Annotated in this window: 21 protein-coding genes; 3 read left to right on the plus strand and 18 right to left on the minus strand. The window is 35.7% G+C overall.

What is annotated here, in order from left to right; genetic code table 11:
• Nucleotides 1-41: 41 nt before the first annotated feature.
• From F5ESL0246_RS06530 to pth, 12 genes are all read right to left on the minus strand, one after another.
• Nucleotides 42-1,139 carry a CAP domain-containing protein gene (locus F5ESL0246_RS06530; RefSeq protein ID WP_122018858.1) on the minus strand — a complete coding sequence of 366 codons (1,098 nt, stop codon included), beginning with the start codon at nucleotides 1,137-1,139 and terminating at the stop codon, nucleotides 42-44.
• A 148-nt stretch (nucleotides 1,140-1,287) separates the two neighbouring features.
• Nucleotides 1,288-2,829: a lysine--tRNA ligase gene (lysS, locus tag F5ESL0246_RS06535; RefSeq protein ID WP_122018860.1), complete on the minus strand. Its 1,542-nt coding sequence runs from the start codon at nucleotides 2,827-2,829 to the stop codon at nucleotides 1,288-1,290.
• Entirely contained in the window at nucleotides 2,830-3,861 is a 1,032-nt protein-coding gene (gene dusB / locus F5ESL0246_RS06540) for a tRNA dihydrouridine synthase DusB (RefSeq protein ID WP_199688582.1), read from the minus strand.
• A 101-nt stretch (nucleotides 3,862-3,962) separates the two neighbouring features.
• Entirely contained in the window at nucleotides 3,963-4,592 is a 630-nt protein-coding gene (locus F5ESL0246_RS06545; protein WP_122018864.1) for a histidine phosphatase family protein, read from the minus strand.
• A 140-nt stretch (nucleotides 4,593-4,732) separates the two neighbouring features.
• The gene (gene hslO, locus F5ESL0246_RS06550) at nucleotides 4,733-5,608 is read right to left on the minus strand and encodes an Hsp33 family molecular chaperone HslO (RefSeq protein WP_122018866.1); all 876 of its coding nucleotides are present in this window, start codon (nucleotides 5,606-5,608) and stop codon (nucleotides 4,733-4,735) included.
• Between the two features lie 114 nt (nucleotides 5,609-5,722).
• Nucleotides 5,723-7,828 carry an ATP-dependent zinc metalloprotease FtsH gene (gene ftsH, locus F5ESL0246_RS06555; RefSeq protein ID WP_122018868.1) on the minus strand — a complete coding sequence of 702 codons (2,106 nt, stop codon included), beginning with the start codon at nucleotides 7,826-7,828 and terminating at the stop codon, nucleotides 5,723-5,725.
• 86 nt (nucleotides 7,829-7,914) lie between these two features.
• Nucleotides 7,915-9,144 (minus strand): tRNA lysidine(34) synthetase TilS, encoded by a 1,230-nt coding sequence (gene tilS / locus F5ESL0246_RS06560; protein ID WP_233559208.1) that lies wholly within the window; start codon nucleotides 9,142-9,144, stop codon nucleotides 7,915-7,917.
• A gap of 16 nt (nucleotides 9,145-9,160) precedes the next feature.
• Entirely contained in the window at nucleotides 9,161-9,526 is a 366-nt protein-coding gene (locus F5ESL0246_RS06565) for a S1 RNA-binding domain-containing protein (protein ID WP_122018872.1), read from the minus strand.
• Nucleotides 9,523-9,903 carry a septum formation initiator family protein gene (locus F5ESL0246_RS06570; protein WP_122018874.1) on the minus strand — a complete coding sequence of 127 codons (381 nt, stop codon included), beginning with the start codon at nucleotides 9,901-9,903 and terminating at the stop codon, nucleotides 9,523-9,525. Before F5ESL0246_RS06570 ends, F5ESL0246_RS06565 begins: the two co-directional genes overlap by 4 nt.
• Nucleotides 9,904-9,981: 78 nt before the next feature.
• Complete coding sequence (locus F5ESL0246_RS06575; RefSeq protein WP_122018876.1) at nucleotides 9,982-10,224, minus strand: RNA-binding S4 domain-containing protein; 243 nt, start codon at nucleotides 10,222-10,224, stop codon at nucleotides 9,982-9,984.
• 11 nt (nucleotides 10,225-10,235) lie between these two features.
• Nucleotides 10,236-13,727 carry a transcription-repair coupling factor gene (gene mfd / locus F5ESL0246_RS06580; RefSeq protein WP_122018878.1) on the minus strand — a complete coding sequence of 1,164 codons (3,492 nt, stop codon included), beginning with the start codon at nucleotides 13,725-13,727 and terminating at the stop codon, nucleotides 10,236-10,238.
• Nucleotides 13,728-13,729: 2 nt separating this feature from the next.
• Nucleotides 13,730-14,296, minus strand: coding sequence for an aminoacyl-tRNA hydrolase (pth, locus tag F5ESL0246_RS06585; protein ID WP_122018879.1), 567 nt, complete (start codon nucleotides 14,294-14,296; stop codon nucleotides 13,730-13,732).
• Between the two features lie 224 nt (nucleotides 14,297-14,520).
• Between pth and cbpA the strand changes: the two genes are divergently transcribed.
• Complete coding sequence (gene cbpA / locus F5ESL0246_RS06590; protein ID WP_122018881.1) at nucleotides 14,521-15,225, plus strand: cyclic di-AMP binding protein CbpA; 705 nt, start codon at nucleotides 14,521-14,523, stop codon at nucleotides 15,223-15,225.
• A gap of 276 nt (nucleotides 15,226-15,501) precedes the next feature.
• Here cbpA and alr read toward each other — a convergent pair whose 3' ends face one another.
• On the minus strand, nucleotides 15,502-16,641 hold the full coding sequence (alr, locus tag F5ESL0246_RS06595; protein WP_122018883.1) for an alanine racemase: 1,140 nt from the start codon (nucleotides 16,639-16,641) through the stop codon (nucleotides 15,502-15,504).
• Nucleotides 16,642-16,643: 2 nt separating this feature from the next.
• A complete protein-coding gene (gene acpS, locus F5ESL0246_RS06600) occupies nucleotides 16,644-16,997 on the minus strand; it encodes a holo-ACP synthase (RefSeq protein WP_122018885.1) in 354 nt (117 codons plus the stop codon).
• Nucleotides 16,998-17,188: 191 nt separating this feature from the next.
• Here acpS and F5ESL0246_RS06605 point away from each other — a divergent pair, with 191 nt between their 5' ends.
• Nucleotides 17,189-17,830, plus strand: coding sequence for an SDR family oxidoreductase (locus tag F5ESL0246_RS06605; protein ID WP_122018887.1), 642 nt, complete (start codon nucleotides 17,189-17,191; stop codon nucleotides 17,828-17,830).
• A 77-nt stretch (nucleotides 17,831-17,907) separates the two neighbouring features.
• Here the strand turns inward: F5ESL0246_RS06605 and F5ESL0246_RS06610 are convergent, their stop codons facing one another.
• From F5ESL0246_RS06610 to F5ESL0246_RS06625, 4 genes are all read right to left on the minus strand, one after another.
• A complete protein-coding gene (locus F5ESL0246_RS06610; RefSeq protein WP_122018888.1) occupies nucleotides 17,908-19,404 on the minus strand; it encodes a DEAD/DEAH box helicase in 1,497 nt (498 codons plus the stop codon).
• Nucleotides 19,405-19,414: 10 nt separating this feature from the next.
• Nucleotides 19,415-20,782, minus strand: coding sequence for a UDP-N-acetylmuramoyl-tripeptide--D-alanyl-D-alanine ligase (gene murF, locus F5ESL0246_RS06615; RefSeq protein ID WP_122018890.1), 1,368 nt, complete (start codon nucleotides 20,780-20,782; stop codon nucleotides 19,415-19,417).
• 122 nt (nucleotides 20,783-20,904) lie between these two features.
• On the minus strand, nucleotides 20,905-21,153 hold the full coding sequence (locus tag F5ESL0246_RS06620) for a type B 50S ribosomal protein L31 (RefSeq protein WP_122018891.1): 249 nt from the start codon (nucleotides 21,151-21,153) through the stop codon (nucleotides 20,905-20,907).
• 149 nt (nucleotides 21,154-21,302) lie between these two features.
• A complete protein-coding gene (locus F5ESL0246_RS06625) occupies nucleotides 21,303-22,211 on the minus strand; it encodes an L-lactate dehydrogenase (protein ID WP_122018893.1) in 909 nt (302 codons plus the stop codon).
• Between the two features lie 283 nt (nucleotides 22,212-22,494).
• Between F5ESL0246_RS06625 and F5ESL0246_RS06630 the strand changes: the two genes are divergently transcribed.
• Nucleotides 22,495-23,799, plus strand: a complete 1,305-nt coding sequence (locus tag F5ESL0246_RS06630) for an APC family permease (RefSeq protein ID WP_122018895.1) — start codon at nucleotides 22,495-22,497, stop codon at nucleotides 23,797-23,799.
• Nucleotides 23,800-23,832 lie beyond the last annotated feature (33 nt).

Here is a 23,832-nt window from a genome sequence, read left to right on the forward strand (position 1 = left end):
TATCATTCATTTTAATGAAGTCTTTTTTATATACTAAATTATTATTTTAAATCTGCAACTAGTGATCCAACTGGAATTGTAGAAGCATCTGGATCAATACCGAAACCCTTGGGGAAAGTAACACCAATACCAATTTCAGTATAATCTGGGCTTAATAAAATTTTTTTGTGTTCCCAATTATAATAACTATCTCTTTTGGTAAATTGATCGAATGCATAATTGGCAATTTCCTTAGTACTTGAATTTGGAGTAAGAACCCCACTTTCAACTTCTGCAAGTCCATCAGGAACTAAACTATTTCCATTGCTATCTACATGATCATCTTCATCTCCGGTAGCAATTAATGTATTTGCATCGTGAATTGATCTTCTGTTAGCTATGTCAGACAAACTAGTATCTAATTTTAATGGAGCTACGCCCTTAGAAGCTCTTGCTTGATTTACTAAACTCAAAAAGATAGAAACTACTTCTTGCTTTTGAGTAGATGTTAAATCAGAGGCTGAGTACTTGTAACCCGATTGTGAACTCTTTTGGCCATTTACATTATTTGAAGCTATATCTGAAACAACACTATCTGTATCAATTTCATTTACCCATTGATCTTTACCAATTTCGTACATGTCATTTTCTTCTGCATATACATTGTAAGTACCATGTAAAGGAATTGAATTAATCCAACTGCCGTGTGGAATAGCATGAGAAGCACTGTAAATATCAATATTATTGTTATCAATTTTTACTTGGAATTTTGGAGTACCCATACCATCAGTATTAATTTTTGTAGTAGAAGATGAAGTGGTATTTGAACCTTTTTCTACTTTGTATGAGTGCAGTTTGGCAACATTTGAAGCCTTAACGTAACGATTCTTATCTACACGGTAATACTTTTTACCATGAATATATTTTACTGAGTAGTATCTGTAAGAATGATGTCTGTATAACTTACCTCTGCCAATTCTGTGTCCTATGTAGTTGTAGAGATATGCGTTGTGCTTTAAAGTGATTTTCTTAGCTGCGGCTTCTACAATAGCAGTTTGCCCAAATGGAACAATATTTGTGTTGCTTGCAATTAATGGAGTAGCAAGACCGACAGAAACAACTGTAGTTAAAATAACTTTTTTAAATGTAGTATTTTTCACTTTGTTTTCTCCTTTTCAAATCAGATTTTTTAAATCATTTAATTAAATGCTAAAAAATTTTGAAATCCAAAAACGAAAACTTGATATGACCCCCGAAATTGTCTTAATTTCGGGGGTCATATCGTGTCATACTTGTTTTTTTGATAGGTTATTTATTTTTCTTCGCTAAGTCTTCTTCAACTTCACGTTCAATATCTTCAATTTTTTCTGGACGCATTGTTGGGAAGAGTAACACATCCCTAATTGCTGGGGCGTCAGTTAAGAGCATTACCAATCGGTCAATCCCGATTCCCAAACCACCTGTAGGCGGCATACCATATTCCATTGCACGTAAGTAATCTTCATCAATCATGTCGGCTTCATCATTACCTGCTTCACGCTCAGCCATTTGTGCTTCAAAACGTTCTCTTTGATCATCGGGATCATTTAATTCAGAGAAGGCATTACCATACTCTTCGCCCATGATGTAGATTTCAAAACGGTCAGTGAAGCGAGGATTATCAGCATTTTTCTTTGCTAGTGGTGAAATTTCTACCGGATGTCCATAAACAAAGGTTGGATCGATGATGGTTTCTTCACAATACTTTTCAAAGAAAGCATTGATGATGTGGCCGACTTTCCAGAAACTTTCAACTTGAATATCATGTTCTTTAGCAATCTTGGTTGCTTCTTCAATGCTCATTTCTTGCCAGAAATTAACACCAGTCTTCTCTTTAATTAAATCAACCATGTGAACACGTCGGAAAGGTTTGCCTAAGTCAATTTCTGTTCCTTGATACGTAACCTTACCGTCATCTGTAACCACATCAGCAGCCGCACGAATAATACCCTCTGCTTCATCCATCACATCATGAAAATCCCAATATGCAGCATACGTTTCTAGTTCGGTAAATTCTGGATTGTGATGGGTATCTAGACCTTCATTTCTGAAAACACGGCCAATCTCGTATACGCGTTCCATATCACCAACAATTAATCGCTTTAAAGGTAATTCAAGCGCAATTCTCATATACAAATCAATGTCTAGTGCATTATGATGAGATATGAATGGACGTGCTTCAGCACCACCTGGAATATTATGCAAAACTGGTGTTTCCACTTCTAAGAAATCTTTTTTGTTTAGAAAATCCCTAATTGCCTGAATAATCTTAGTCCGGTTAACAAATCGCTCATAACTTTGGCGATTTGAAATAAGATCAAGATAACGTTGGCGATAAATCTGCTCTACATCCTTTAATCCATGATACTTATCAGGCAGTGGTCGTAAGGATTTAGACAAAAAAGTCACATGCGTTGCACGAATAGTCAATTCTCCTGTATCAGTTTTCATGACCTCACCATCAATTCCTAAAAAGTCACCAATGTCCGACTTTTTGAAAATTTGATAATTTTCTTCCCCAACAATATCTTTTCTTACGTAAATTTGAACTTTACCAGTACGATCATACAAGTCAGCAAAACCAACTTTACCCTTACCTCTTTTTGCCAGCATTCTACCCGCAATTTTCGTCTTAGGCAATTCTTGATTTAATTCATCTTTGTCATCATCTACATACTTTTCATTTAATGTTTGAGCCAAATCTTGACGCTCAAATTTTCTCATGCCAAATGGCTCAATTCCATTCTCTCGCAATTCTTCCATTTTTTGGCGACGAACAATTAATTGGTCGTTCATATCATTTTTTGCCAATTATTTTTCCTCCATAAATTTTTCTTTTCTAGTAGCTTTTTGGGTTTGCCACTTGTTGTAATCTTCAACAAAATTATCTAATAAGTTGTAAACTTCTTGCGCCGTCCAAACTTCATTTATTTTAGCACGAGTTCTTGCCGAACGAGGAATTCCTTTCAAATAATATGCAGCTTGCTGTCGAAATTCTGGTACGGCAATTTTTTCACCTTTTAATTCAACTAACCCAGCTAATTGATGTTTAGCAGTGGCAACTCGTTCAGCAACACTTTGTGGCGGTAATTTTTCCCCTGTTTCTAAATAGTGAACCATATCTTTTAAAATCCAGGGATTACCTAATGCAGCACGACCAACCATGACAGCAGTACAGCCAATTTCATCAAGCGCTTTTTTAGCTAATTCAGGGGTAGCAATGTCACCATTAGCTACAAATGGAATATCCAAAACCTGTGCTACTTCATGAAGAGTTTCCCAATCAGCTTTGCCAGCATACATCTGCTTACGAGTTCTACCGTGCATTGCAATCATACTTGCACCAGCTTCTTGCGCAGCTAATGCATTTTCTAGAGCAAAAATATGCTTACGATCCCATCCAATTCTCATTTTAACAGAAACTGGTTTAGAAACGTTTTGCACAACTTTATGTACCATTTGATAAATCTTATTTGCATCAAGTAACCACTTCGAGCCAGCATCAGTTTTAGTCACTTTGGGTACTGGGCATCCCATATTGATATCGATTATATCCGCATCTGTATGCTGATCGATATATTGGGCTCCTTCAAAAAGTGTGTCTTCTGTACCACCAAAAATTTGGATGCTCATTGGATGCTCTCGCGGATCAACCTGCATCATTGACATTGTTTTCTGATTACGATAAATGATTCCATGATCAGAAATCATTTCACAAACAACCATTCCCGCACCAAATTTTTTACAAGTCATCCTAAAAGCAGAATTTGACACCCCAGCCATCGGTGCTACTACTACTCGATTAGGTATAGTTATATCTCGAATTTTCCAGCTATTATCCACCAAATCATCCTTTCAATACTTTAATATCATAACAAAAAGGATCGTTTAAAGAAAATCCACGATACCAAAACATTAAAAATGTTATGCCTTAGATCTTTTGCTTAATTAACTGTGTCAAAAAAATTACCAGGTGCTACCCGATTGTAATAACGTAAAAACGCTTTTTTACTTTGATCATCAACCGAGACTTTTGAAACGCTTGCATTTTGCGCTTCTCCTATTTTGGTTATGTCTGGGCTCTGCAAAACATTTTGAATCATTGAACGTGACGCTGTACCGTGAAAAACAATTAGAATCGATTTATTCACATATTTATCCACTAAATCATGCCAAAAATTCATCAACCGCGCTGCCAAATGTTCATAACTCTCGCCGTCACAATATTCTGCATATTTTTCATTAAAATAACCCAATTCATCAAACACTTGTGGATAGCGTGATCGAATTTCAGCTGCAGATTGACCATCCCAGTTACCATAATTCATTTCTTTTAGGCGATTATCATAGATAATATCGTGCTGCCCTTGATTCAAAATTTCAGCGGTCTGCTTAGCCCTTCTTAATGGACTAGCATAAACATAGTCAATATTTTTAATATTAAAATTGTCGCGTAAAGTTTCAACCTGCTTAACACCAGTCTCATTTAATGGCAAATTAGTTCCTGATCCGTTAATAGCCAAGGTCTTATTAGTATCTGTTTGACCATGACGCACAATATAAACATTTAGCATTAGCTACACTCCTTTACTTGTTTAATATAACTAACTCATTATAATCAAAATTATAATTCTCCGCATCTTTATTTTTGTAATAGAATTTTTCTAAATACGAGAAGTAGAAATATAAAACTAGGCTATATATTAGCCTTTTATTATTGTTTCTTAACTAAAATTGCCTTCAACTCATTTTCTGTAAACTGATACTTATTACCACAAAAATTACATGTTAATTCAGCCCCATGATCTTCTTTAATCATTTCTTGTAATTGGCTATTTTTTAATGTAGCTAAAATGTTGGTGTACTTTTTCTTTGAACAATCACATTTATAAGCGACATCATCTTTAGATAAAATTTTACAGTCGCTTCCTAAAATTACCTTAGCTAATTCTTCTGGCTTCATACCGTCTAAAAAGGCACTTGAAAGTGCTGGTAAATTATTAATCCTCTCAATTGTTGAACTAACTAGTTTGTCACTTGCTCCTGGCAAGGCTTGTAACATAAAGCCACTTGCTTCACCGATGGAATTATTAGGATTAACAAAAATTGATAAGCCGACTGCAGATGGTATCTGTTCAGATTTGGTCAAATAATATGCAACATCTTCAGCTATTTCACCGGAAACAATTGGAACTTGCCCTGTGTATGGTTTTTTTAATCCCAAATCTTTGGTTACTTCTAGCCAGCCTTGTCCAACAGCTGTTTTAACATCAATATGTCCATTTTCCTTTGGCGGAAGTGCAATATGAGAATTTTTGACATACCCTTTAACCGTCAAATCTGACTTTGCAGTTACAACGGTTGGCCCCACAGGCCCATCACCAAGCAAGCGAACGGTTAATTCTTCTTTTTCAGTTAACTCAGCCCCAGCAAGAAGCACACCAGCAATTAACGTCCTTCCTAAAACGGCGGACGAGGCAGACCATGTATCATGCCGCAAGTGGGCTTCTTGAACCAAGTTTTTTGCTGTAATTGTTAATAAACGTAAATTTTTGGTTTTGTCAATTGCTTTAACTAAATAATCGGTCATTATATTCTCCTAAAAAAATAGAGCCTCATTAGGCCCTATTGATTATTTGGCTTGCGGATCATCATCCGAAGCCGATTTGTTTTTATCTGAATCAGTATTAGTAGACTTGGAAACTTATTGATCATTTTCACTAAATTTAGAAAAATCATTTTTTTCAGGGTTTTCAGGATTCTTCGCTTCAATTTCCTTATTCTTTTCTTCGGGTGACTCAACATGATCATCAGAAGTTAATTTATGATTTTCTTTCTTTTCAGCTGCTGCTTTGGCTTCCTCATAAGTTAGTGCTTGCGACTCACTCGGATATTCTTGTTCACTTTTTTCTGGCATTTTACCTGTCGTATAAAGCGACATTATTTGTTTTTCATCTAGTGTTTCATATTTAAGCAGTGCCTCTGCAATAATGCGGTGCTTTTCGCGGTTGTTCTTCACGATTTCCACCGCTTCTTGATGAGCTTCATCAAGTAATCCTTTAACTGCTTCATCGATCTTAGCGGAAGTTGCTTCACTATATGGCTTCAAACCGTAAGCGTTAGTTTCTCCTTCTTTTTCAAGTTCAACCATTCCTAATGAGTCAGTCATACCATAATTGACAACCATGCTATGGGCTATTTGAGTTGCTTGTTCAAAATCATTGGATGCACCAGTTGATTGATCTCCAACAACAACCTCTTCACCAGCTCGACCACCCATTAAGCCAACAATTTGTTCCATTAACTGTTTCTTAGTTAATAAAAACTGATCATCTTTTGGCATCATTAAATTATAACCACCCGTACGACCATGCGGAACAATGGTAACTTTACGAACTGTTCGCGAATCACTTAAAACTAAACCACAAATTGAGTGACCAGCTTCATGGAAAGCAACTCTTTGTCTTTCCTTTTGTGAAATCATACTATTTCTCTTTGCAGGACCAGCAATAACTCGATCTTCTGCTTCATCTAAATCCAAAGCAGTAATTTCATTACCATTACGTCTTGCAGCCAATAGAGCAGCTTCATTTAATAAGTTAGCCAAATCAGCACCAACAAATCCCGGAGTTTGTCGAGCAATTTCCTTGAGGTCAACATCATCTGCAAGCAGCATGTTCTTAGCATGAACACGCAAAATTGCTTCACGACCACGAACATCTGGAGAGCCGACTAAAATCTTACGATCAAAACGACCTGGCCTCAATAAAGCAGGATCCAGAACATCTGAACGGTTAGTAGCTGCGATTACAATAACTCCTTCGTTGCCTTCAAAGCCATCCATTTCTACTAATAACTGGTTTAATGTTTGCTCACGTTCATCATTTCCGCCACCATTTGCATTTCCACCACGACGTCGACCTATTGCATCGATCTCATCGATGAAAATGATACTTGGTGCATTCTTTTTAGCGTTTGTAAACAAGTCACGTACACGGCTAGCACCGACACCAACAAACATCTCAACAAAATCCGATCCGGAAATTGAAAAGAACGGGACATTAGCCTCACCCGCAACAGCACGTGCTAATAATGTTTTACCAGTTCCTGGAGGACCTTCTAATAAAACACCTGATGGTATTTTGGCACCAAGTTTAGTAAATTTAGCTGGATTTTTCAAAAATTCAACTACTTCAACTAATTCCTGTTTTTCTTCTTCTTCACCAGCAACATCAGAAAATCGAACTTTATTTTTCTTTGGATCTTCAGGCTTAACATGCGAGCGTCCAAAGTTCATTATTCCGCCGTTGCCACCACGACCACCGCCACTTTGACTGATCATCATCCAGAGCATAACAATAAACAAAATTGTCGGAACAAGCATAACAATTGTCGAGATCCAGTTACCAGACTGTGATTCGCCCTGTGTTGTTACTTTGGTGCCATTTCTCTGTGCTAGACTCTGAACATTTTCTACGCTCGAATCATTTTGGAGCATAGTCGTAGAAAAGCGGGTTACATTTGACCCTGAATTTCCATTAAAGAAATCAAAGTTTTTTGACTGTGATTTGCTGCTTTTTGCTGTTTTATAGCTTCCTGAAACGTTATATACACCGTTTGCAGGCTGAACGTTAAAGCTTTTAACTTTGCCTTGACGTAAATCGTTAACAAATTCCGAATAGCTAATGTTCTCACTACTACCAGAATTATCCGATCCGCCAAGCGCCCAGTTGATTCCTCCTAGTAGTAAAAGGAAAACAACAATATAGAACAAGCCGTTTGAAAACAGCCGATTCCGGTTATTCTTCATAAAAAACCTCCGCAAAGTTTCTAGAGATATACGAATAAAAGTTTATCACAAATTTCATTAATGCTCTAATATTTTAAAATTTCTTATCAATTATTGAGATAGACATAATATTTTTGTGAATCTGCTAGAACAAATTGATTAGAATACGTTTGCTCAATAAAAATTGGCCTGCCTTCACCATATACTGTCAAACAGTACTGCCTTAACGCACTTGGAATTCCACTTTGAGCAAACTTTTTCTTACTTTTAACGTGTTGTCCACTTTTTAATAATAATTTTGTTCCATTAGTAAGCGAGCCAGCGCTTAAGACAATATTTTTAGCCGCATAAAATTCTCCTATTAGTGGATTTTTATGCCAACTTGTACTTATGAAAAAACTACGCTTTCCAAAAGAAAAACTCTGATCAAGTTGAATCAGCTTTGCCTTACTAAAAAAAGATACTTCACTTTTGAGTAAGTAAAAATAATCTTGATAGGTTATCAATTCAAAATTGGCCAAATTTTCATTTACACGAATATGCCAATTATGCCAAATAAAGGATTGCCAATAAAAAATTTTCTCTTGAGCAGATAAGCTACATAAAGAATCACGTGTTATCCGATATGCTACACCTAAAAACTTCTCTGGTTTATTTAATTGAGTAAAATGCTTTTCTATCAAGCTTGTCATTAAATTCAGCTGCTGACTAAAACGCAAAGCATTTTTACCAACCGCAGAGTTTTCTCTTTTTAAAAGTGGGACAACATTATGCCTTAACCGATTGCGCAACACATCATCTTGATTATTTGTCTTATCAATAATAAACGCAATGTTTTTTTGATGATCATATTCTAGTAATTCAGTCTTTTCGATAGTCAATAATGGTCTGAGTAATAAGACATCATGAAAACCACTCACGGCTTGTAAACTGTTCATTTCGCGAGGATTACCCGAACGGATCAATTTAAGCAAGATGTTTTCTAATAAATCATCACAATGATGAGCAGTTAAAAGATAATCGCACATATTATCGCGGGCGACTTGCAATAAAAAAGTATAACGGTACTCTCGAGCAGCTTCCTCTATACCAGACTCAGGATGCAACTTTGTAGGCCACTTTTGCTTTACTAATTTAATTTTTTTTTGATGACAATACTTGCTAATTATCTCTGTTTCGTGGAAAGAATCTGAGCGTAGTTGATGGTCTAAATGAGCAGCAACTAATTTGAATTGATATTTTTTTTTGATGTCATTTAACATATCAAGAAGTGCCATCGAATCTGGACCACCACTAACTGCAACTACAAGGGTTTTACCACTCAATGGCAAAGACATTTTTTTAAAAAAAGTATCAATTTGCATAATCAACCAATTCTTGCTGTAATTTTTTGATCTTTTTTTCCCCATTCACCACAGTTTGGTTTAAAACTTGCAAAAAGTCTTCCTCCTTAGTAGTGGAAAATTTATTCGTGCGATCAATTAGATCGGGATCATTGAGCCGCATCTTAGATAAATCAATTTTCCCTTTATAATTGTGTAAAATGACTACCCTAAGCGGTTCTCCAACTTTATATCGGGTCCTTTCACGAAACCAGTTATCACCAAAATCACTATGGTGAACCAGCCCTGAAATATTTGGGGGTAAAGTAACAAAAATACCCAAATCAGTAATTTTATTAATCACACCGGTTACGCGCTGTCCAACTTGATATCTCATTGACCTTGATCTGTTCCTTCCGGTAAATTATAAATTGTTTCATTAGGCTTAGAATATAAAAACTTCGAACGAATAAGTTTAGTTACATATTCTGGATCTTTCAAATCATCCCGCTTAACTGTTAAACTACGTTTTTCTTCATTAATTTGATTAAGGGACTTTTTAGAGGTCTGTACTTGCTGTTTTATTTGCTTGGTTTGAGCACAAGTTTGCACAATCTGAAAGCTTAAAATCGCGAATAAAATTACAAAAACAGCAACGATTCGATTACACCGAACACGATGTATTTCTTTTTCTCTTTTTATCTGCTTTTGTTTTAAACGTGCCACCTGTTCTTCAGAACTAAGCGAGTTATAAATACGTGGTCCCTTCATGATTTTAATCCTCTATTACTAAAACAATACCTTTTTTATTATAACAATGCTAATAATAAAAGTCATTAAAGAATCCCATTTTTAATCAATTAGTTCGTATAGTTCACTAGCTTCTGCCTTTTTTGTCGTTTCTCTAATATTGCATACCTTTGCCTTAACTTCTCTTGAACCGTACCCAACAATTATTTCATCGCCAATTTTAACGTCATAACTTGACTTAACCACTCGATCATTAACTTTAATTCTGCCCTGATCTGCCATTTCTTTTGCAATTGGGCGTCTTTTAACTAGGCGTGAAATTTTTAAAAACTTATCAATTCTCATTTTTACTTCCCCTATCTTTGAATAATATTTCTAGCAGCCTTCATAAAAATAGTAAGCTCATTAACTAATTGCCGCTGATATATTTTTTCTGATACTGTTAATAAAACAACTAGTCTTTTTTGAGGTGTTAAATTAATCCGTGCTTTTAACGAAACATGCTCGAGTGCTTTAAAAATATTCGGCCCCTCAAGTTCTTTACTTGCGGATTTTTGAAATTCGACTTTTACCTGTTGCCCTTGTTTGATAATCCGTGCAACTTGGGCTAAATCTGCTTCAAGTTTTAAATTTGAAATTGCTAGCAAATTTTCAACAGGCTGTGGATAATCACCAAAACGGTCAATCAATTCATCTTTAATTTGTTCAATTCTATCTAGATCGGCCTCTTTTATTTTTTTATAAAATTCAATTTTTTCTTCTTGATCACTAATATAATCATTTGGAATATATGCCTCTAAACCCAAATCAATCTCCGCATTACTTTTTTGGATTTTCTTTTTGCCCTTTCGCACCTGAATTGCATCTGCCAACATTTGTGAATAAAGATCGTATCCTACACTATCAATAAAGCCGTGCTGTTGGGCTCCAAGCATGTTTCCAGCACCCCGAATTGATAAATCACGCATCGCTATTTTAAAGCCTGAACCCAGTTCAGTAAAATCACGTATTGCATCTAATCTTTTTTCACCAATTTCTGTTAAAGCCTTATTAGGTTGATATAAAAAGTAGGCATAAGCTAATCTTGCACTTCGTCCAATTCGTCCACGGAGCTGATAAAGTTGACTCAAGCCATAATGGTCCGCATCTTCAATAATCATTGTATTAACATTAGGCATATCTATTCCAGTTTCAATAATCGTCGTTGTAACAAGTACATCAAATTCTCGGTTTAAAAAACGATAGAGAATATCTTCCATTTGGTTTTTACTCATTCGACCATGAACACTCGCAATCTTAGCTTTCGGTAAAAGTTGCTGTAACTTTATAACAACTTCATCAATATCGTTAATTCGATTATGCAAGTAAAAGACTTGTCCATCACGTTGCATTTCACGCAAACAAGCATCCTTAACAACGCTTGGCAATTCTTCCATTACATAAGTTTGAATTGGAAAGCGATTTGATGGTGGCGTTTCCATTACTGACAAATCCCTTACTCCTACCATTGACATGTGCAAAGTTCGCGGAATAGGGGTCGCAGTAAGTGTTAAAACATCAATATTAGCCTTTAATTCTTTTATCCTTTCTTTATGTTTTACCCCAAAACGTTGTTCTTCATCTACTATTAAAAGCCCTAGATCCTTAAAGTGAACATCTTCTGATAATAATCGATGTGTACCAACAACCAAATCTATTTTGCCTTGTTCAAGATCAGATGTGATTTTTTTTGCTTCAGCAAGTGTTTGAAAGCGCGATAAAACTGCATAATTAACCGGAAAATTCTTAAATCGATCTTGAATAGTTTCAAAATGTTGTTCAGCCAAAATTGTAGTCGGCACCAGAAATGCCACTTGCTTATTACTTTCAATTGCCTTAAAGGCTGCTCGCAGTGCAACCTCCGTTTTACCAAATCCAACATCCCCTACAAGAAGGCGGTCCATCGGTTTAGCTTTTTCCATGTCTTGCTTAATTTCTTTAATTGAACGTAATTGATCTGCCGTTTCAACATATGGAAAAGCATCTTCAAATTGACGCTGTAAATCATCATCTTTAGGGTAAGCAAACCCTTTTTCTGATTCTCGTTTAGCGTATAATTCAATTAAATCATCTGCAATATCTTCAACTTTAGATTGTACCTTGCGCTTAGTCTTAGCCCATTCACTACCGCCTAATTTATTAATATGTGGCTTCTTACCCTCAGAGGCCACATATTTTTGCACTAACTTCAATTGATCAGCTGGCACAAAAAGTTGATCGCCATGCTGGTAAGTGATCGTTATGTAATCTCTCTTCGTACAGTTATTTTCAAGAGTCTTAATTCCTTCAAACCGACCAACCCCGTGATTAACGTGGACAACATAGTCACCCGGTTTCAATTCTGTATAGTTACGTAGTCGCTGAGCGTTTTCTAATGTCTTAATTCGCCGCTGTTGATGGATAGGCTTATTAAAAAGCTCGCGTTCAGTTAAATAGACCAAATTATTGTTAGGTAAGCTAAATCCATTAGCAAAATAATTAACTACAATTTGACTTTGTTGCTCAATCAAGTTATTACTGTCAACTACCGGAATATCCATACCAAATTCTGCTAAAGTTTGACTAATTTCACGTGCGCGTTGCGAATTATCAGCTTGTAGAATTACAGTTTGACCTTTCTTTTGATAGGTCTCAATCTCTGATTTAATAAGTGGCATCTGACTAAAAAACTGTTCAGGTTGCCTTGTAGGCCAATCAAAAAGTTGTCCCAGTTGTATATGACCAATACCCCTTTGAAAAAGTGAAAAGTAAAGATGATGATGCTTATCCTTTAACCAATTTTGGTAAAAATCTGTGCGCAACTCCTGTCCTGGCAACATTGCACCTACTTTTAACTCATCATCAATAAAAGCTGCATTTTGCTCGTTCACCGTCTTAAGCGACTGGTCAATTAATGCCCAATCATCAAGAACAATCACACCATCTGAACGTAAATATTCCAGTAAATTGCTTGGATGTTCAATTAAAAAATCCACTAAAAACGAATAATTTTGAGGTAGACTTTGTTTTAACAAATCATCCAATACTGGTTCAAAGTGATTCTTGACAATTTCTTGTGGCGCCGGTGCATCAGACATCGCTAATTCGATTTTACTTGCTGCATTCTCAAGAGCGGCTTGAGTAAAAACTCGATCCTGTGCTGGACTAATAGTTACACGTTCAATAATATCTTGGCTTCGCTGACTAGCCAAATCAAGATTTTTAATTGTATCAATTTCGTCACCAAAAAATTCCATTCGCAAAGGAAGTTCACGATCCAAAGGATAAATATCTAAAATATCGCCACGTAAAGCGAATTCTCCTGGTTTAGCCACTAAATTTTCGCGCTGATAACCAGCATTGCCTAGCCAATTCGTTAACGAAGTTAATTCAAATTCCTTGCCTGCTTGAAATTGACGCTTAGCAACTGCATAATCGCTAGGATCTGACAACTTATATTGTAATCCTTGCGGTGTCGTAACCACTATTCCTTTTTTACGACTAAGCAAAAAATTTAATGCCTGAATTCTACTACTTAATTCATCAGGCGAACTAACAGCAGATTGTGTTGCAATTGTAGCATCAAGTGAAAAAATTTGAACACTATTATCTGGCATAATTCTGCTTAATTCATTAAATATTTTTTGGGCTTTGTTTTCATTTTCTTCTATTAAAATTAATGGTTTATCAAGGTATGCTACAATCTGACATAAAAGCAGATTAAAAGCACCGGCATTAGCACCCGTGATTAAAGAGTTTTTTACTTTAGCAATTTTGATAATAAAATCTGTTAGCGATTGATCTTTCTCAATTAAATTGGTTAAATGCATAGTTAATTATATTTATTCATTAAAAACTGGCTGCTTTTTCCCATAATAAAATCTGTAATTACATCACAGCTAGAGGCAAAAGCAATATCCATAATCTTTCTTTGCTCCGCATTAAACGGTGATAATACCCAAGAAATAACACTTGCTTGCGTTGCATTATCGGGATGCTTAATTCCAATTTTTAGACGATTAAAATTAGTCGTCCCTAAATCTTGTATAATGCTCTTAATACCATTATGCCCCCCGGACTTTCCATTTGCACGAATACGGATTTTACCAAGTGGCATATCCATATCGTCATGAATAATTAAAATATTTTGCGGCTCAATCTTGAAAAAACGAGCGAATTGTGCAATTGAGCGACCTGAATCATTCATAAAAGTTTGTGGTTCTAGTAAAATTACATCTTCACCATTAATTACCAGTTTGGTATATTTACCTTCAAATTTCTGTCGATCAAGAATCAGAGAATGCTGGCTCAAATAATAATCAATAGCCATAAAACCGGTATTATGTTTGGTACCATCATATTTTCTACCTGGATTGCCCAGACCTGCAATTATTTTCATTAGATATCCCCTTATTTTTAGTCGTAGTTAATAATAGCACATCCTAGTCTATTCAAATTCACTAACTATTTACACTTTAATATTACTAAGTAAAAAATACTTTTTTATTTGACTAGCAAGTGCTAAACTCTATTTATCAACTTTTTAATTTTAATGTTTATTTAATCCTGACTTATTATGATATACTAATTGGGATTATTCAATACTACTATGGAGGCAGTCTAATGCTTATCAAATCTTTAGTTATCAAAAAAGATTATCTGACAACGGTTAATGAACATGCTACGCTAGAAGAGGCACTAAAAATTTTGGAAGATTCTGGCTACCGCTGTGTTCCAATTTTAGATGATACTGGCACTATTTTCCGTGGCAATATTTATAAAATGCATATTTATCGCCACAAGTCACAAGGCAAAGATATGAATTTGCCAGTAACTTATTTACTTAAAAATGCAACTAAGACTATTAAGGTTAACTCACCATTTTTTAAAGTTTTTTTTACAATTAAAGATTTGCCTTATATTTCAGTTTTGGATGAAAGTGATAAATTTTATGGCATTCTAACTCACTCACGTTTACTTGATATGTTATCAGATGCTTGGAATATCAAAACCGGTTCATATGTTTTTACAGTATTAACCGATAATTCCCATGGTAATCTGGTCAAAATAGCAAAAATAATTGGTAAATATTCTAACATTGCTGGGACAATGAGTCTTGATGCTTCAGCTGCAGAAAAAAACAAAAACTTTGTACGTCGAATTTTATTTACTCTACCAGCTGGAATAACAGAGGAAACTATGCGCACAATTGTTAAAAAATTAGAGCATAAAGGGTTTGTTGTAGCAGAGATTGAAGATTTACAAGCTGGCATGACCATTATGAGCGATGAAAATCCAGGAGTTTACATTAATGGGGCCGAAAATTAATTGATGTTGATTATTTTAATAAAATAACCAACATCATAATTGTTTGCTTTACATTTTTTGAATTTTTACAGCTATAAATATAGCTTGTCTAATTTCTTCAAGCAAGCGGGACACAGTAATATACTTAGAAACTATACTAATTAAAACAAGATAAAAAACGTTGAGATATATTTTCTCAACGTTTTTTATTTATATATAATTTTAGCAAAAAAATAGTCATAAAAGTTATCTAACTTTCAGGATAGACCTTTTATTATCACAATGTTTTAGCCAAAATTATTGGCCATTATAGTATTTACGCGGCAAGCGATCACCTAATAAACAGGCCACTTCATAATGAATCGAGTTAACATAATCTGCTGCTGCCTTAATATTGTTGGGAGCTTTAGGATTATTTGAAATGAGAACCACCTTTGTACCCACTGGCATTTCATGAGGCAAGCGCACCATTAATTGATCCATGCAGACTCGCCCAACAATTGGACAATATTCATCCCCCACTTTAATTTTAAAGCCTTGAAATTTTCGAATAAAGCCATCAGCATATCCTACTGGTACCGTACCTATCAATTGGTCACTATCTGCAACATAGGTTGAACCATATCCTACTCCTTGATTTGCATGAATGGTATGTACCTGTACCAATTCACTTTCAAAAGAAAGAGCAGGCTTTAACTTGATTTTTACTGGCAAATCGGGACTGGTAGGATTAGATGAAGGATTCAAGCCGTAAATTCCAATTCCAAAACGAACCAAATCACTATGAATTCCCTTATCAAAGATACTTGCTGCTGTATTGTCAACATGAATCCACTTAGGTTTTAATTTAAGTAATTTTTTCAGATGATTGAACCGTTTGACTTGAGCCACAAAATAGGTGTCATCACTGCTATCAGCTGAAGCAAAATGAGTAAACATGCCCTCAACAAAGAAATTTGCATTATTTAACAAAAAATCATTAGCCGCAGTGAATTCTTCATCCTCACTAAAACCAATTCGACCCATACCAGAATCAATCGCCAAATGAATTTTAAGAACTAAATCTACCTTCTCTTCTAGTAAAAATTTTTCAGCATCTTTTAACCATGCCAAACTAGGCACTGCAAGCGAGATATTGTTAGCAGACGCAATCGGAGAAAATTGGGCTGGCGTTACCCCTAATACTAAAATTGGCTGCACAATACCCGCTCTGCGAAGCTCTAGTGCTTCATCCAAAAGCGCAACGCAAAAGCCACTTACTCCAACTTTTACTGCTTCTTGAGCAACTCTGACAGCACCATGCCCATATGCATTAGCTTTAACAACTGCGAACAATTTTTGCCCCGGTTCTAAATGTTTTATTTCTTCTTTAATATTTTGCCTTATAGCTGCCAAATCAATACAAACAGCAGCTGGGCGATGTATTCCTGGAATCATGTTTATTTCTCCAATACAACTAATGTGACTATGTCATGATTATTATGTGTAATACTTGGCCATATCTTACCAGTAAATTTAGGTGACGTTGTTACTGGCTGCCCTACTTCATCCCATAAAGTTTCAACATCTTGTAAACTGATTTTCTTTCCTAAACCCGTGCCCATTGCTTTTGAAAAGGACTCTTTGATTGAAAATCGACCACCTAAATATTCAACTTTTCGTTTACCTTTCATTTTTTGATATTGCTCAAATTCTTTTGACGTTAATACCTTTTTAGCAAAATTATCACCCTTAGCAACAATTTTCGCAACGCGATCAACTTCTATGGCATCGATGCCTACCCCAACAATCATTTAGTTACCCCACAATATTTATCTCATATGTTCAACTTATAATAAAAAAATCCGCTTGTCCATTGCTTCAATTCATTTTTAGCAAAAAAGTTAGTTTTTTGTATCGTTTTCTTTATTAATAAAGCACTTTTGTTTGTTAAATACCTCTCATAGAACTATATTTAAGATAGTATCAGATTAGAGGTATTAAAATGATAAATTTATTAATTTTAGGAGCAAGTGGGCAAATTGCTCAACTGGCTGAAGAGTTATTGCATAAACATCAAGAAGTGAAAGTAACATACTATTTACGACACATAGACAAATTTCCTTCCGCACGTAAAGACTGGGGTACAATTATTCAAGGCGATGTAACAGACACTACTAAACTAACACAAGCAATGACTGACCAAGATATTATTTATGCCAATTTAGCTGGTAATAACATCGAACAGCAGGCGAAATCCACCGTTAAAGCTATGAAAAAGCAGCATATTAAACGTTTGATTTGGATTTCAACATTAGGTATTTACAACGAAGTACCTGGAAAGTTCGGTGAATGGAATAATCAAATGCTTGGTGAAAGTTACTTACCCACCTATGCCGCAGCAGCCAAAGTAATTGAGAATAGCGGCCTTAACTATACTATAATCCGACCAGCTTGGCTACAAGACAAGGACGAAATTGATTATGAACTAACACAAAAAAATGAGTCCTTCAAAGGAACCGAAGTGTCCCGCAAGAGTATTGCTAGCTTAATAACTGATCTTGTACTTAATCCATCTAAGCACGTAAATGAATCTTTAGGTGTTAATAAACCCAATACTGATGGTGATAAACCAAGTTGGTATTAATTAATAGTTATACTTAAATTTAAGAAATAATAAAAAGACGAGTCAATGACTCGTCTTTTTCATTCAATATAGCAAAGTTAATTTTTCTTGCTCTTAATTATAAAATTATGTCCACTGCTAGAACGATGTGGGTGATTCCCTCGGGAATGATCCCCACCACGGTAATTGCCGCGTCGATGATTACGATCACCACTATGATAATTGCCACGACCACGGTTTCTATTTCCACCGCGATAGCCTCCATTACCACCCTTATACGGCAAAGGCTTTTCTGAACTAATTTTGACTTCAACGTTAGAAGAATCTTTTGATAAGTTCTTTAAAAACGCTGAAACTAAGTCAATCGCCGAATAATTATCTAATAATTCACTTGCATCCTCAGTATATTTGGTTAGATCTTCTTTCAATAAATCTTCAATTTTAGATTTTGCAATTTTTAATTGACCACGAAGAGCTTGATCATCTGAAGGTGGACGCAATGGCGTCATTTTTTTCTTAGTTAATTGCTCAATTGTCCGCATATAACCAATTTCATTTGGCGTTACAAAAGTAATTGAACTTCCGTTTTGTCCGGCACGACCAGTACGACCAATACGGTGAACATATGAGTCTGGGTCCTGTGGAATATCATAGTTATAAACATGGGTTACTCCTGAAATATCCAAACCACGTGCAGCAACATCAGTTGCAACTAAGATATCCAATTTACCAGCCCGAAATCTTTTTAGAACACTAATTCTGCGCGCCTGAGATAAATCACCATGAATACCGGCGGCATTATACCCACGAGCCTGCAAGCCACGCGTAACTTCATCAACTCTGCGCTTAGTCCTAACAAAAATTACGGCTAAATCCGGACTTTCAACATCAATTAACCGGCACATAATGTCAAACTTTTCTGAATCCTTTGAGCGTACAAAATATTGGTCAATTAAATCAGCAGTTAACTCCTTGGCCTTAACTTGAACAATTTCAGGATTGTTCATAAATTTTTCGCTAATATTCAAAATTGGTTTTGGCATTGTCGCACTGAAAAGTAATGTTTGCTTGCGATTCTTTACATAGCTCAAAATGCTTTCAATATCCTGAATAAAACCCATATCAAGCATTTCGTCAGCTTCATCCAATACGATTGTGTTGACAGTCTCTAAATTAATGGTTTTCCGCTTTAAATGATCAAGTAAACGCCCAGGTGTACCCACTAAAATTGCAGGCACATGATTCTTAAGTGAACGAATTTGGCGACCAATATCCGCTCCACCATATACCACCTGAACACGTGCACGTTCATCTCGACCTAACCGAAACAACTCTTCTTGAGTTTGAATCGCTAATTCACGCGTTGGTTCAATAATTAATGCCTGAATCACTTTATCGTGATTATCTAAATTTTGCAAAATTGGCAAAGCAAAAGCGGCTGTTTTCCCAGTACCTGTCTGAGCCTGACCAATTACGTCCTTACCTGCTAAAGCAAGTGGAATTGTTTGTTCTTGAATGGGGGTTGCTTCCTCAAAGCCCGAACGTTTAATAGCCTTTAAAAGCTCATCATTTAATCCTAATTCCGAAAATTTCACTAAATTCTCCTTATCTAAGCCGCTCCACTACCTTTTCAAGGTGCATACCATGTGATCCTTTAAGAACAACAATGTCATGCGGCTTAATATCATTTTTCAAATCAGCAATCATATGCTGCATTTGATCCTGTGGGTAATAATGTAAATATTCTAACCCATATCTATCTTTTAATGCATCAGCTAAGTACTTCATTTCTGAGCCAAACAGATACACTTCGTTAATCACTTGTGGGTCAAGGCAATCAACAAGTTGGGCATGTAAATCCGCCGAACGTTCTCCTAATTCAAGCATGTCCCCTAAAACGGCAATTCGACGACTTCCTGGTGTAATTTGAATTTGACCAAAACTAGCTAGTACAGCCCGAACAGCTGTCGGATTTGAGTTATACACATCACTCATGATATCTTCTCCGACATCACCTTTTTCCCACTCCATTCGATTAGCAGTTGGAGTAAAACTGGCTAAAGCTGCTGCAATTTCTTCATCTTTTTCACCAAAATGTTTTCCAACACATAACGCTGATAGTGCATTAGAAACATTATGCTTGCCAATCATTGGGATTGTGAACTTACAGTCAGAATCATTAATCATAAAGCTAGCATGATGTTTATAACTTCTAAACTCCGTTGCATAAACACTATCAGTTTTGGCAAAACCAAAGGTAACCATTGATTGATGAATTTTTTGAGCACGATCACATAAAAGAGGTTCATCACCATTATAAATTAATTCCCCATCTTCACGTAAGAAGTCAGTAATTTCCATTTTGGCATCTGCTATTGCTGCACGTGAACCAAGAAATTCAATATGTGCCTCACCAATCATTGTAATTACAGTTACATCAGGATGAGTTAATTCGCTTAAATGATGCAATTGCCCAGAATGATCCATTCCCATTTCTAATACCAATATTTCTGTATTAGGTTTCATTTCTAAAATAGTCATTGGAACTCCAATTTCGTTATTAAAATTGGCAGCAGTTTTATGAACATTAAATCTTTTAGCCAAAACAGCAGCAGTCATATCCTTTGTCGTTGTCTTACCATTTGATCCGGTAATACCAACAACCGTGGGATTAACTTTATTAAGGTAATATTGTGCCAGTTTTTGCATACTATCCAATGGGTCCTCAACCTCTAGAACTGCGATACTGGTTGGCTTATCAGGATGTCCTTTTTCCCATAGTGTAGCACTTGCACCATTGTTAATCGCACTATTGATAAAATCATGACCATCGCGTTCCCCCTGTAAAGGAACAAATAAACCACCTAGCACGATTTTTCTTGAATCAAAGGCTACGGAAGTAATAATAGTTTGATCGTCGCCCTCACAGGTTGAATTAATTGCCTTGGCAATTTCTGCCAGTTGCATTTTCATCGATTTTTCTCCTAGCTAAAAAGAAATTTGCGTAAAGCAGACGCTGTATATAGTATAACAGCTAATTCAGCTTTACATAAAAAAGCAGCCCCAATGGGACTGCTTCCACCAGATAAAAGATACTACTTTTCGTTCATACCATACTTCTTGTTGAACTTTTCGATTCGACCGTCTGCCTGCGCAAACTTTTGCTTGCCAGTGTAGAAAGGATGCGAATCAGATGTAATTTCAACCCGAATCAATGGGTATGTCTTACCTTCGTAATCTACAGTTTCCTTTGACTTTAATGTTGAACCAGCTACAAACTTAGCTCCTGTAGCTGAATCCATAAAGACAACTTCTTGGTACTCTGGATGAATGCCTTGTTTCATTTTTATTACTCCTTTGCCATGACTTTATTGCAAGTCATAGATTAATCGATTAACGTTTAATACAATACCATTTTCAGCTAATAAATTCAAGTAATAATAATTAAATGCAGTAATTATCCACAAATTACTATTTTGCTTTCCTTATTACTCTAAGCTTGAGACTTTTCTTTTATCGTTTTAGCCGATTGCTCAAGTAATTTTTCTTCTTCAGCAGTTAAGCGTAATTCGACTTTTGCCACAACTCCATCCCGACCCACAATTACCGGATAAGACATGTATGTACCATATTTTTCTTGATAGCTGGAAATCGGTAATTCGCTTCGAGAATCAGCTAAAATTGCCCGTACAATTCTGACAGCTGCAGCAGAAACCCCAAAGTTGGTGTAATGCTTGCCATTAAATACGGTAAAACCACCAGATTTAATCTCATCATCTAGATCAGTGGGATTCCATGACTCCGCTTTTGCCAACTCACTGATTGGTTTTTCCAGAACCTTAACCGTTGACCAAGCATTAAATTGCGAATTACCATGTTCACCTAATGTAAAGCCAGAAACTGATCGCGGATCAACGTTAAATTTCTTCGCAACGACTTTCTTCATTCTAGCAGTATCCAATAACGTACCAGTTCCTAAAACGTGCTCTTTGGGTAAGCCAGTTAATTGCTGATAAAGATTTGTAATGGCATCAACAGGATTCGAAATTACTAGCAAAATGCCATTAAATCCACTCTTTTTGATTGATTTAGTAATTGGACGTAACTGCTTTTTATTATATTCCAATTCCTCGAATCGATCGCCTTTAGCTTCAAGAGAAATTTTTCCCAAAGTACTAATCACAATTTGAGCATCTTTTAAAGCGGTATAATCGTTTATAATTAAGTTAACATGGTTAGGCAAATTAGCCATTGCATCTTCAAAGTCTACCACATCAGCTTCAAGCTTTTCCTGATTGACATCTATCATTACCAAGTCATTAACAAAGCCTGAAATAATTAATTCATGTGCAATAGTACAACCAACATGACCATCACCAATAATTCCAATTTTAGTTGTCATAATAATTATCCTTTCTGACTCAAAAAATCTACTAAACTGTTTAATTTTATTACGATTTAGTACTTCTAATTGTTGTACCTTATTTATTTTGCTCCCTTAATATTTAAGAAGTAATGTAAATTAATTCTTCAATCTATCAAAATAATAACACAATAACTAATGCTTTCAATATCACTAGTAGTTATTTTCAAGAACTTATTAAATTCAAGAATATCTTACTTTTTATTTTATAAAGCTTGGCATATAATTTAGGTTAATCATTTTAATTTAATAAGGTAAAATAATGAAAAGACAATTAAACTTTTTTGCAGCCCTAGCCACTGTTATGGGTACCATGATTGGTGGCGGTGCTTTTTTTAAAATTGCTAACATATCGACACTCACACACAATGCTTGGCTAAGTATTCTTGTATGGCCACTTGCTGGCTTTATTACCTTAATGGCTGGTCTTAGTATTGCTGAACTGGCAGGAATTTTCTCCGAAGACGGTGGACCAGTTAAGTATCTTGAAAAAATATACGGTCCTCAGATTGGCTTCCTGTTTGGTTGGTCATTAATTATCATTTACTATCCCGCTAATATCGGTGCTCTCTCCATTGTGTTTGCAACACAACTAGAGGAATTTCCAAGTTTTAAAAATTTTTCAATTACAGGCATTGCACTTATTGTCATGCTTATAATTTTACTAATTAACTGGTTAGGATCAAAGTTAAGTGGACAAGTACAAAAGATTGCTTTAATAATTAAGTTGATTCCAATTGTTGCAATCATTGTTCTGGCAATCTTTAATAGTCAGAATCAACTAGCTCTAGCTCCTAAACCACAAATCTCATCCGCCAGCGGTGCGGCTGCCTTTGGTCAGGCTTTGCTTGCGGTATTATTTGCTTACGACGGTTGGCTAAGTATTGGCAATCTTGCTAGTGAAATTAAAGATCCAGCGAAAACTCTTGCCAAGGCTATCATTTGGGGATTATTTGGCGTAACTGTTATTTACACTTTACTTAACTGGAGCTTTATTAAAATTGTTCCTTGGAATCAAATTGTCGGTAATCAAGCAACTGCACTTCTGACTTCTCAAAAATTATTTGGAAATTTCGGCAGCATCATTATTAGTGCTGGAATTCTCGTTTCAATCTTCGGAGCAATTAACGGGCACCTCTTATTGGGCTCAAGATTACCATATATTTTAGGTAAGGAAGGCAAATTACCTGGTTCAAAATTTTTTGGTCAACTTAACAAACAGACATCGGTTCCGACCAACAGCATGCTTTTTGAATGTGCTATTGCAACCATCATGATTTTTTCGGGAACCTTTGATTCGTTAACGAATATGTTAGTTTATGTTTCATGGATTTTTTCAATCTTATTGTTCATCGGTGTTTTGATTTTAAGACAAAGACAACCAGACTTAAAACGACCTTATAAAACGCCCTGGTATCCATTGCCACCAATTCTAGCAATCTGTGGTGCTCTGTTTATTGTTATTAGTACTACGCTCACCCAACCAGTCTTAGCCCTAATCGGTATTTTGCTAACTTTAAGTGGTTGGCCTGTCTATCTTTATGTTCAACATCAAAAGAAAAGTTAAATCTCAAACGATTTGCAATAGTAATTTTTTACT

Source organism: Lactobacillus sp. ESL0246, assembly GCF_003692965.1.
Classification (GTDB): domain Bacteria; phylum Bacillota; class Bacilli; order Lactobacillales; family Lactobacillaceae; genus Lactobacillus.